The sequence below is a fragment of the Staphylococcus sp. B1(2026) genome (assembly GCF_058895785.1).
In genome coordinates this window covers 25434-37107 of sequence record NZ_JBZXTS010000013.1, presented here as the reverse complement: position 1 = coordinate 37107, position 11674 = coordinate 25434, and the positions used below count along the sequence as shown (strand labels likewise).

Sequence of the window (11674 nt, the reverse complement as noted above, 5' to 3'; positions counted from 1 at the left end):
TGAGAAGGCACCAACAAAAAGTTGAAACTATCAAACAAAATAGTATAGTTGTCTATCAATTAGAATTATATTACAATAAACAAGATAGAAATGGTAAGAAAGAAGGTGACTCATGAATTACAGACTTACAAAAGCAGTACCTTTATTACAACATTTTAAAAACTATGGATTTCAAGCATATTTTGTTGGTGGCTGTGTAAGAGATAGTTTATTAAATAGGCAATTTGAAGATATTGATATCATTACAGATGCATTACCACAACAAGTCAAACAAATATTTGACAAAACTATTGATACCGGAATAATACATGGAACAATTACTGTGAAATATCATCACGAATATTATGAAGTAACAACCTTTAGAACAGAAAATGGTTATCAAGATTTTCGTCGACCTGATGAAGTTACATTTGTTAATAATATTCATGAAGATTTGAAACGACGTGATTTTACAATTAATGCAATGGCCATGGATCAATCAGGAAATATTATTGATGATTTTAATGGTAACGAAGATCTAATTAATCGACGTATAATGACAGTGGGTAATGCTAAACATCGATTTAATGAAGATGCACTTCGTATGATGCGTGCTTATCGTTTTGCAAGTCAATTAGGATTTAAAGTAGATACATCGATACATCAAGCATGTCAAGAATTATCACATCAATTGAGCTTTATTGCAGTTGAACGAATTTGGATAGAATTAAAAAAAATACTAGACGGTGAATATTTACAACAAACTATGCCACAATTACTAGAAAGTGGTTTAATTAAACAATTGCCAGTCTTGTCAAATTTAACTACAAATCAACTATTATATATTAGTCAATTCAAAGTGAATACAATAATTTTTATGGCTTACTATTGTTATTTACATCCACAATCATCACAATTAAAAAAATTAAAACCTTCTAATAAAGAAGTCAAACTATATTATCAATATGCCAATTTGTTTCATCGTTTATCACAAGGTGAATGGTGGCAATGTTGTTATGATTATCAATCATTAGATGAAACAGTAATTCGTAAGTTAAATGATATATTACAATTAAATATCAATATAGAACAATGGTTAGATAATAGAAAACATTTAATCGTTAAAACACCTGATGATTTAGCACTATCAATGAAATTAATCATTAAACAAATGGCATGCACACCAGGTCCATGGATTAAAATTTTACAACAACAATTGATATATAATATTAATTGTGGGCAGTTAATTAATGATAAAAAAATAATACAGAGGTGGTTAAATGATAGATAATAAATTATCTTATAAGTTATTGTATTATTTACTACATCATCAAAATCAATTTGTGTCAGGGCAACAATTAGCCGACTATTTTGAAGTGAGTCGTACAGCTATTTGGAAAACAATAACCCAATTACAACAACATGGTTATCAGATTCAGTCTGTAAAATATAAAGGTTATTGTTTAACAATGCATTCAAATGAAATTATTAGTGCACCTTTGTTAACATATATGGCACAACAAGCTCATTTTTGTCACAATGTTTTTTATGAAGATGTCGTAGATTCTACGCAAATACAAGCTAAAAAATATTTAGCTGAACAATATGAAGATTTCGCAGTTATTGCCAATAGTCAAACAGCTGGATATGGACGTTTTCATAGACCGTGGCAATCAAATGCAGGTCAAGGACTTTGGATGACTGTAGTTAAAAAATCTACAGTGCCTTTTGCAAAATTAGGATGTTTTAATTTAGTTATGGCTTGTGGTATTCATAAAGCGTTAAGTAAATTTATAGATGAGCCTAAAAGATTAAAAATTAAATGGCCTAATGATATTTACTATGATAATTATAAAGTATGTGGTTTTTTATCTGAAGTGTTAATCAATGAAAATCAACAAATGATGATTATTTATGGCGTGGGCATTAATATATTGTCTGCACCAGTAATGGATAATATTTATCAAGCAGGTGCTTTGCAACAATTTTCACATCAATCTATTTCTTATATAGCAGTTATTAATGAACTATTTAAAAAATTGTCACAATCTTATCATGAGTTTAGTCAATATGATTTTTTAGAATTCAAAGAATATTGGACTGAACACAGTTTAGTATGGGATAGATGGTTGAAATATACTACATCTGAAGAAAGTTTTATAGGTAGAGCAACAATGTTAACAGATGAAGGTTATTTAATTGTTGTAGATAAACAAGGTAAAAAATATACATTAATGTCTGCAGATATTGACTTTTAAATGATATGAAAGAGAGCAAAATATGCTAGAACAAAGAATTTGCGTGGTTGATTTAGAAACAACGGGCAGTAATTATAAAACAGGTGATGAAATTATTGAAATAGGTATTACCTTTATAGAAAATTTGAAAATTGTTGAACAATATAATACATTAGTACGTCCAACTCAAGAAATACCAGCCTTCATTAAAGAATTAACAACAATTAGTAATGAAGAAGTTGTTGATGCACCAACTTTTCAGCAATTAGTACCACAATTGTTTGAAAAATTACAACGTTGTGTATTTGTTGCACATAATGTTAATTTTGATTTGAAATTTTTACAATTTTATTTTCAAAAATATAATTATCAATTAGAACCAATAGCAATTATTGATACTGTAGAATTAGCACGTATCATGTATCCAAAAGTATCATCTTATCAATTAGAAATACTGACTAAAGAATTAGGTATTAATTTATCTCAAGCACATCGAGCAGAAGCAGATGCATTAGCAACAGCACAATTATTGATACATGCCATTAATAAATTAAAAACTTTACCGAGAATAACGGTAAAAAAGCTGTATCAATTAAGTAAACTATTACCAAGTGATTTATCGTTATTATTGTTTGATATATTACAACAACATCAATTTGATACAATACAGCCATTATTCCATTATTATCAAGATATAGCGTATTATGTGGCACCTAAAAATCATCTAAATCAAAATTATCAAAAAGATAATTTATATGAACAATCACTTGAACAATTAAATTTAAATTATCGTCAAGTACAACAACAATTAATAGATATTTTAGAACAAAATTATCAACAAGGTAACTGTGCTTTTGTAGAAGCACCTACGGGTAGTGGTAAAACATTAGCATATTTGATTAATGCTTGTCAGTATTATCTACAACATCAACAACCTACTATTATTGCGACACATACATTACATTTACAAGAAGAAATTATTAATGTTGCGCAACAGCTTGTCACACAATTACAATTACCAATTCGCATAGCGTTGATCAAATCTGAAAAACATTATATTCAACTAAATTATGTAGTTTATATGTTAAATGATAAAGAAGCACAAACTTATGATATTCAATTATTCAGAATGAGATGTCTAGTATGGCTACTTGAAACGACAACAGGAGATCTATCAGAATTAGATTTAAAAGGGCAGGTCGCACAATATTTTTCTCAAATTATGCACTTATCACTTGTAGATAAAGCACCTTTTGATTATTATCAACAAGCATTGAATCAAGTAAATGAGGCTAATATAGTAATAACAAATCAATCTTATTTGACATATCATGAATTATATCAATTTAAAAATTATCATGTCATTATAGATGAAGCACATCATTTATTAGAAAGTGTTAATCAACGTCAAAATACACAAATATCATTAGCACAATTAATTTATCACAGAAGACAAATTGGAAAGTATATTGATGGTAAATTACTATATAAATATATAGAAGAAAACAGTGATTATCATTATGATACATTAATGATTGATAATTATATTCAATCTATGATTGATATTATGACATCATTATTTACATATATTTATGAAGAAATTGAAGATGATTTAATTGTATTAACGCCTGAAAATAGTACTTTAATTATTGACGATATTATTGTGTTAGATATTGTTTTATCAGAGTTAAGCCATTTGTTGCGTTTTAATAAGCAACCTTCAATGTTAGAGCAACAATTACAGTATCATTTTCAACAAATTTCAAATTTTTGTGATCAATTGAAAAAAACTTTAGTTGATCATCAAAAAGGTATCACGATATGGGCTGTCTTAAAACATCAATATCATTTAGATTCAATAGAAATTCATTGTCATTATGATTATAGTGCACAATTTATAGCACATCATTTTGTTGAACCTTATTTATCAACACAGTTTATTTCTAGTACTTTTCAAATCAATAATAATTTTGATTATTTTAAAAATAGTTTTGATTTACCTGATGCTAAAACTCACCAGTTAGCTACACCATTCGATTTAAAACAACAAGCAACAATTTTTATTAATGACACTATTATTGATGAATCGCAAGAAATACAATTCATTATTGAATATCTACTCACTTTTATTACTAAAACATCAAGTAAAGTCATGGTATTATTTACTTCTTATCAATTAATGAAACAAGTTGCTGACCAACTATCAGAATTAGAAATCTTATCAGAATATAGTCTGCTCGTGCAACATGAACGAGTCAATGCACATAAATTAATGACACAATTTAACCAAATGTCACAAGCGATTTTACTAGGCACTAATAAATTTTGGGAAGGTGTCAATTATCAAAGTGAGGCATTAAAATGTGTTATAATGACTAAACTACCTTTTCCTAATTATCATCAACAATTGCAATTATTGTCGGGAGAACATAAAAAAAATATTTTTCAATCATTTGTATTGCCTTCAGCAATTATTAAATTTAAACAAGGTATTGGACGATTAATTCGACAAGAAAGTGATTATGGACTTGTGGTGTGTTTAGATCATAGATTAACACATAAAAATTATGGTAAAGTCTTTACTAATAGTGTCTCAGATTATCATTTAATGTTAGGAAATATTGACTTGTTCAAAATGGCTATTGATGAACAATTACAAAAACAAAATAAGCATAGAAATTTCAAGTGAAATCAAGTAAAATAAATTTATATACTAGCATAAGTTAGGAGAATAATACAGCTATGAAATTAGCCGATAAAATGAATCAATTATTGCCTTCAGCCACTTTATCTTTAAATGCTAAAGCAATAGAACTAAAACAACAAGGTTTAGATATTATATCTTTAACAGTAGGTGAACCTGATTTTAATACTTCACCTAATATTATAGAAGCAGCTCGTCTAGCCGCATTAAACGGACAAACACGTTATACAGCTACTAGTGGTATTAAAGAATTAAAACAAGCAATTGTCATGAGAACAAAGATTGATCATGATTTAGATTATCAGTTAGATAATGTTTTTATAGGAAGTGGTGCTAAACATGTCTTATATACTTTATTAGCAACAATTTTAAATCCAACTGATGAAGTCATTATACCCTCACCTTATTGGGTGAGTTACCCTGAACAAGTTAAATTACTAGGTGGTGAACCTGTTATTTTAGAAACCACTGAACAAAGAAGTTTTAAAATAACACCTGAACAATTACGTCAAGCTATTACTTCGAAAACTAAAGCATTAATACTTTGTTCACCGAGTAATCCTACTGGTATGGTTTATAGTGTGCAAGAATTATTAGCTATTGCACAAGTTTGTGTAGAACATAATATTTTAATTATAGCAGATGAAATTTATGATAAATTAGTTTACAATGATACTGTAGCGGTAAGTATTGCAAGTTTATCTTCTGAAATTAAAGCGAATACCATTGTGATTAATGGTGTATCTAAAACATATGCAATGACAGGGTGGCGTATAGGTTATGCTTTAGGAAATGCTGATATTATTAAAACAATGAGTAATTATGTTGGACATAGTACGGGAAGTCCACAAACTATGTCACAATATGCGGCAATTGAGGCGTTAACAGGTGAACAAGAAACGGTTGAAACTATGCGTTTAGCATTTCAGGAAAGATTGAATTTAGCTTACGACGCTCTAACAAAAATTCCAGGTATTTCATGTATTAAACCACAAGGTGCATTTTATTTATTTTTTAATGCTAAAGAAGCTTACCAACAGTGTGGTTATGACAATGTCAGTGATTTTTGTGAAGCATTATTAGCTGAACAATATGTAGCAGTGGTGCCTGGTCCAGCATTTGGTGTTGAAGATTATATTCGTTTATCTTATGCCGCAGATCAAGCTATCATTTTAGAAGCAATTAATCGAATTAAAACATTTGTATTAAATAAAATAAATTAGAAATAGAGGAGCTTATTATGTTAAAAGTAACAATTAAACAAGCAGCACAACATTTTAACGAAACGGTAAAAATAGGTGCATGGATTGCTAATAAACGTTCGAGTGGTAAAATTGCTTTTTTACAATTACGAGATGGTACAGGTTTTATGCAAGCTGTTGTCGTTAAAGAGCAAGTGGGAGAAGAATTATTTAAAACTGCGAAATCATTAACGCAAGAAACATCTGTTTATATTACTGGTGTAGTTAAAGAAGAATCACGTTCAATGATTGGTTATGAATTAGAAGTAACAGCAATTGAAATAATTAGTGAATCACATGATTTTCCAATTACACCGAAACAACATGGTACAGAATTTTTAGCAGATAATCGTCATTTATGGATTCGTTCTCGTAAACAACATGCCACTTTAACAATTCGTAATGAAATTATTCGTGCAACTTATGAATTTTTTAATCAAGAAGGATTTACTAAAATTGACCCACCAATTTTAACAGCTTCATCACCAGAAGGTACAACTGAGTTATTCCATACTAAATATTTTGATGAAGATGCTTATTTATCGCAATCAGGTCAATTATATATGGAAGCGGCAGCGATGGCATTTGGTAAAGTATTTTCATTCGGCCCAACTTTTCGTGCTGAAAAATCTAAAACGCGTCGTCATTTAATTGAATTTTGGATGATTGAACCAGAAATGGCTTTTGTAGAACATGAAGAAAGTCTACAAATACAAGAACAGTATGTAACATATGTTGTAAAATCAGTTTTAGCTAATTGTAAAATCGAATTAGAAATGTTAGAGCGTGATACGACAAAATTAGCATTAATTGATGGAGACTTCCCACGTATCAAGTATAAAGATGCGATTGATTTCTTACATCAAGAAGGCTTTGATGATATTCAATATGGTGATGATTTTGGGGCACCTCATGAAACAGCTATTGCGAATCATTACGATAAACCAGTATTTATTACACACTGGCCAAAAGATTTAAAACCATTTTACATGAAACCTGACCCTGAAGATGCTTCAGTGGTATTATGTGCTGATTTAATTGCACCAGAAGGTTATGGTGAAATTATAGGTGGTTCAGAACGTATTAGTGATTATCAAGAAATGGCTGCTTCTATTGAAAAGTATGGTTTAGATTCAGATGCTTATGAATGGTATCTTCAATTACGACAATACGGTTCAGTACCACATTCTGGCTTTGGTTTAGGATTAGAGCGTACAGTCGCATGGTTATGTGGTTCACCACATGTACGTGAAACAATCCCATTCCCAAGATTATTAAATCGTTTATATCCATAATAAGCAAGCTAGGAATATCCTAGCTTGTTACTTTATCAAATAATAAATATAGTTCAATTAAGAGGAGGCATTATGGATAATCAATTACTGATGAATACAATGATAAATAATTATATATCACCTAGCATCACTATTTCTGATACATTATTGTTAAATTATTCTAAAATTAATATGACAGACACGGAATTAGTATTTTGGTTAAAATTAATGTATGTTTCACAATATGGTCAACAGCCATTAGACTTTAATATATGGTCTGACAAATTAAATATGACATTACTGACATTTTTAGATTTATTTAATATGATGCAAACTAAAGGATTTATTACAACAATTGAACAAACCACTCATCAAGGTATTGATACATTTATTGATTTTTCACCATTATTTAAAATGCTCTTACCCTTAGTTGCAGTACCTAAGCAACAACAAGATGAAAAACAACAAATGGCACAACTATTTACAGCAATAGAAAAAGAATTTGGACGTCCATTAAGTTCTCGTGATATTGAGATCATTAATAGCTGGCTAGATAAAGATAAACTGTCACCAGATTTAATTATGTATGCGTTAAAGGAAGCAGTAATCGCTAAAAAAGTATCAATTAAATATATTGATCGTATTTTATTAGATTGGTATAAAGCAGGGATTACTAATTATGATCAAATAGAAAATCATACACAAAAATATAGATCACAAAATATAAAAAAAATACCTCAACAAGAAGCCCCAGAAGTAGAGTTTATTGATTGGTTAAATGGAGAAGAATGATGTTAAGTAAAAAGAAAACATTGTGGTGTTTAGAACAAATGGATAAATTATTTCCACAAGCACATTGTGAATTAGTGCATGATAATCCTTTTGAATTAGTTATTGCAACATTATTATCAGCACAATGTACGGATGTTTTAGTTAATAGAGTAACAAAAGATTTATTTAAAAAATATAAAAAGCCAGAAGATTATTTACAGGTGACATTAGAAGAATTACAGAATGATATTAAATCTATAGGTTTATATAAAGGTAAAGCTAAAAACATTCAAGGCTTATGTCGTATTTTACTAGATAAATACGATGGACAAGTGCCACAAACAAGAGAGCAATTAGTAGAATTACCTGGTGTAGGTCGAAAAACTGCGAATGTCGTACTATCTGTTGCATTTAATATTCCAGCATTTGCTGTAGATACACATGTAGAACGTATTGCTAAACGCTTAACAATTTGTCGTAAAAAAGACAATGTCTTACAAGTAGAAGAAGCCTTAATGAATAAAATACCGAAAGAAAAGTGGTCAAAAGCACATCATCAGATGATATTCTTTGGGCGTTATCATTGTACCGCACGTAAACCTAAATGTGATAATTGTCCATTATTAATAGAGTGTAAAGAAGGACAACGTACATTATCTAAAGCTTAATGGACACTTTACATTAGCTAATAAAACGAATACAATAAAAGATATATTAAAAAAGGAGAATGTTTTATGTTAAGTCAAACATGGAAAGAAAATAAAACTGGAAAACAAGTCAAAGTTAAACATACGAAAGCTAAAAAATTTATTGTCAATAATGCTTTAACAGAAAATAAAATTTATGATGTAGTGAATGAAACCGAGGAATACATTTTTATTAAAGACAATTTTGATAAAATAGGTGGTTTCTATAAAGAATATTTTGAAGAAGTATAAGAGTGAAAATGAGTTCATTAAAAAGTGAACTCATTTTATATTATGATCATATAAGCATATGGAAGACGTTTTCCATATGCTTATTTTTATCGGTATAATTTAGGTTAGCTTTTATTAGATAAATTGGACTGAACTTAACTATCAAAAATGAAAGCGTTATATTAAAATGTAATTATAGGAGGAGCACAAATGAACGTTCAAAATAACTCTAACCTTAAAATATATGATTGGTCATACATGATGGCCTGGATGTATTGTTCTAAAAAACAATTATTAGATAAACTTGAAGCGATTAATTATACCGTAACACAATGTCAATTACCTTGTGTTGAGTGGAATGATGAGTTTATTATGTTACCAAAATCGATTGAAAAACGATGGTTTTATTTAACTAAAGGCATCTTACCTAATGAAATATGTTTTTCAGAAAATCAAAGAATAGCATTAATTTATTTATTATGTTTTGCAGAATTTGAAGAAACTAGTGTTTATCTTTTTCAAAAAATAACTTTAGTGAGTAAAAATACAACATTAAATGATATTAAATTATTACGAGCAGATCTCATTAAGGATACTATTGAATTAAAATATAGTAGAAAGTTAGGTTTTAAATTATTTGGTGATGAAATTTCATTAAGAAAACGTGCATATCAATATATTACACAATTAGCACAACAAAAAATAACTTATGCAACAATTATGCAGTATTATGCTCAATTTTATCCCAAATTTGTTTTTCAAATACCTAGTTACTTACAATCACTATTTGAACAAAAAGATATAGCTATTGTATTAAATAGATTTGAAAATAGTTTACCTATGTTATTATATCAATTTGAAAGAAGTTATCATCATCGTGTAATTTTATCTGAATCAGAAATACCGATTATAGAACATTTAGCAAGCTATCCATTAGCAAAACGATTTATTCAACATTTTAATCAATATAAACAATTGGATAAAATTGAAATATATTATTTTGCAATTATATTTAATACATTTTTTGAAGGTACTTTAAAAGATAAACCATTAGATTTTTTGGTGATATGTAGCGAACGTATGATATTAAATTTTGAACGTGTGGCATTGGTTCATATAAAAGATAAAGAATCATTGTTAAACAAATTATATAACCATTTAGTGCCGACATATTTTCGTTTGAAATATGATTTGTATTTAGAAAATGAATTTGTAAATGAAATTATGCGACAATATCATGATGTATTTGAATTAACTAAACAAGCAATATTACCATTACAACAATTATTACCTAATAAATTGATTAGTGATGATGAGATTGCCTATATTTCAGTACTTTTTGGTGGCGAATTAGAAATGCAAAAAAATCAACAAGCAAAACATTATCGTGCTGTTGTTGCTTGTCCTAATGGTATTAGTTCCTCATTAATTTTATTATCTGAATTAAAGAAAATGTTTCCAACTATTACTTTTTTAGGGACGTATCCCATTGAAAAAATTAATACTTTAGATGAGTCAATCATTATTTTTACAACATTTCCATTGAAAAGTAATCATCATATGTTCCTGTGTAAAGCTATTATGACTGCAAAAGAAAAAGCACTATTAATTGCTAATGTTAACAGACAATTGTATTTAACAACACATATCTTACCAACATGTGATGAGATAGTTAATGAGATTTTACCATTAATTACTTTTAAGAAAGGTGTGACTAAAGAAAAGATTATTAATAAATTAACTAGAAAATTTTATAAAAATAGTATATTTGAGGAGGATTTTAAACCGATGTTAGCAGATTTATTGACAGCAGAAATGATTCGATTTTCTGATGAAAAGTTAACATGGCAACAAGCAATTAGTAAAGTTGCTGAACCATTGCTACAATCAGAAAAAATCAATGAACATTACATTGATGCGATGATAGCAAAAGTCGAAGAATTAGGTGCTTTTATTAAATTAGCACCAGGATTTGCTTTACCTCATGCACGTCCAGAAGATGGCGTTAACGCATTAGGCATGAGTCTATTAAAGTTAGAGCATCCAGTGTATTTATTAGATGATCCTAAGCATGAAGTGAATTTACTTATTTGCTTAGCAGCAATTGATAACGAAGCACATTTAAGAGCTTTACGTGTTTTAACAAAATTATTAATAGATAAAGCAAGTTTTAATCAATTATTATCTAGTAATAGTAAAGAACAAATTTTAAAGATTATTCAACAAGCACAATAATTAATAAGAAAAGAGGACAATATAATGAAAATTGCAGCAGTTTGTGGTTCAGGATTAGGTAGTAGTTTTATGGTAGAAATGAATATTAAGACGGTTTTATCTAATTTAGGTATACCAGAAGGAACAATAGAAGTCACACATTCAGATGTAGGAAGTGCAGATCAATATTTAGCAGATGTATTTTTTGTAGGTACTGATCTAGCGGATAGTTTAAATCACTTAGGTGATGTACGTGTATTAGATAGTATTATTGATATAGATGAATTAACAGAAAAAGTTGAATCATTATTAGTAGAAAAAGGATTTTTATAAAAGA

General features: G+C 28.6%; 10 protein-coding genes. All 10 read left to right on the top strand.

The genetic code is table 11. The annotated features are described in order from the left end of the window. Window positions 1-112: 112 nt before the first annotated feature. Complete coding sequence (locus AC5EAH_RS03750; protein ID WP_493493419.1) at window positions 113-1270, top strand: CCA tRNA nucleotidyltransferase; 1158 nt, start codon at window positions 113-115, stop codon at window positions 1268-1270. After that, window positions 1260-2237: a biotin--[acetyl-CoA-carboxylase] ligase gene (locus tag AC5EAH_RS03745; RefSeq protein ID WP_493493418.1), complete on the top strand. Its 978-nt coding sequence runs from the start codon at window positions 1260-1262 to the stop codon at window positions 2235-2237. Before AC5EAH_RS03750 ends, AC5EAH_RS03745 begins: the two co-directional genes overlap by 11 nt. Before the next feature lie 22 nt (window positions 2238-2259). Further along, window positions 2260-4905: a helicase C-terminal domain-containing protein gene (locus tag AC5EAH_RS03740; protein ID WP_493493417.1), complete on the top strand. Its 2646-nt coding sequence runs from the start codon at window positions 2260-2262 to the stop codon at window positions 4903-4905. Between the two features lie 53 nt (window positions 4906-4958). Then, a complete protein-coding gene (locus tag AC5EAH_RS03735) occupies window positions 4959-6143 on the top strand; it encodes a pyridoxal phosphate-dependent aminotransferase (RefSeq protein ID WP_493493416.1) in 1185 nt (394 codons plus the stop codon). Between the two features lie 17 nt (window positions 6144-6160). Continuing rightward, window positions 6161-7456, top strand: coding sequence for an asparagine--tRNA ligase (asnS, locus tag AC5EAH_RS03730; RefSeq protein WP_493493415.1), 1296 nt, complete (start codon window positions 6161-6163; stop codon window positions 7454-7456). A gap of 72 nt (window positions 7457-7528) precedes the next feature. Continuing rightward, the gene (locus tag AC5EAH_RS03725; RefSeq protein ID WP_493493414.1) at window positions 7529-8227 is read left to right on the top strand and encodes a DnaD domain protein; all 699 of its coding nucleotides are present in this window, start codon (window positions 7529-7531) and stop codon (window positions 8225-8227) included. Beyond that, on the top strand, window positions 8227-8874 hold the full coding sequence (gene nth, locus AC5EAH_RS03720) for an endonuclease III (protein WP_493493413.1): 648 nt from the start codon (window positions 8227-8229) through the stop codon (window positions 8872-8874). The genes AC5EAH_RS03725 and nth overlap by 1 nt, the downstream gene beginning before the upstream one ends. Window positions 8875-8940: 66 nt before the next feature. Then, the gene (locus AC5EAH_RS03715; RefSeq protein WP_493493412.1) at window positions 8941-9144 is read left to right on the top strand and encodes a DUF6501 family protein; all 204 of its coding nucleotides are present in this window, start codon (window positions 8941-8943) and stop codon (window positions 9142-9144) included. 189 nt (window positions 9145-9333) lie between these two features. Further along, window positions 9334-11358, top strand: a complete 2025-nt coding sequence (locus tag AC5EAH_RS03710) for a BglG family transcription antiterminator (RefSeq protein WP_493493411.1) — start codon at window positions 9334-9336, stop codon at window positions 11356-11358. 24 nt (window positions 11359-11382) lie between these two features. Beyond that, window positions 11383-11670, top strand: a complete 288-nt coding sequence (locus AC5EAH_RS03705; protein ID WP_493493410.1) for a PTS sugar transporter subunit IIB — start codon at window positions 11383-11385, stop codon at window positions 11668-11670. Window positions 11671-11674: the final 4 nt, after the last annotated feature.

Coding starts and splice junctions, on each gene's coding strand:
- AC5EAH_RS03750 (WP_493493419.1), top strand. CDS start 113: ATGAATTACAGACTTACAAAAGCAGTACCTTTATTACAACATTTTAAA.
- AC5EAH_RS03745 (WP_493493418.1), top strand. CDS start 1,260: ATGATAGATAATAAATTATCTTATAAGTTATTGTATTATTTACTACAT.
- AC5EAH_RS03740 (WP_493493417.1), top strand. CDS start 2,260: ATGCTAGAACAAAGAATTTGCGTGGTTGATTTAGAAACAACGGGCAGT.
- AC5EAH_RS03735 (WP_493493416.1), top strand. CDS start 4,959: ATGAAATTAGCCGATAAAATGAATCAATTATTGCCTTCAGCCACTTTA.
- asnS (WP_493493415.1), top strand. CDS start 6,161: ATGTTAAAAGTAACAATTAAACAAGCAGCACAACATTTTAACGAAACG.
- AC5EAH_RS03725 (WP_493493414.1), top strand. CDS start 7,529: ATGGATAATCAATTACTGATGAATACAATGATAAATAATTATATATCA.
- nth (WP_493493413.1), top strand. CDS start 8,227: ATGTTAAGTAAAAAGAAAACATTGTGGTGTTTAGAACAAATGGATAAA.
- AC5EAH_RS03715 (WP_493493412.1), top strand. CDS start 8,941: ATGTTAAGTCAAACATGGAAAGAAAATAAAACTGGAAAACAAGTCAAA.
- AC5EAH_RS03710 (WP_493493411.1), top strand. CDS start 9,334: ATGAACGTTCAAAATAACTCTAACCTTAAAATATATGATTGGTCATAC.
- AC5EAH_RS03705 (WP_493493410.1), top strand. CDS start 11,383: ATGAAAATTGCAGCAGTTTGTGGTTCAGGATTAGGTAGTAGTTTTATG.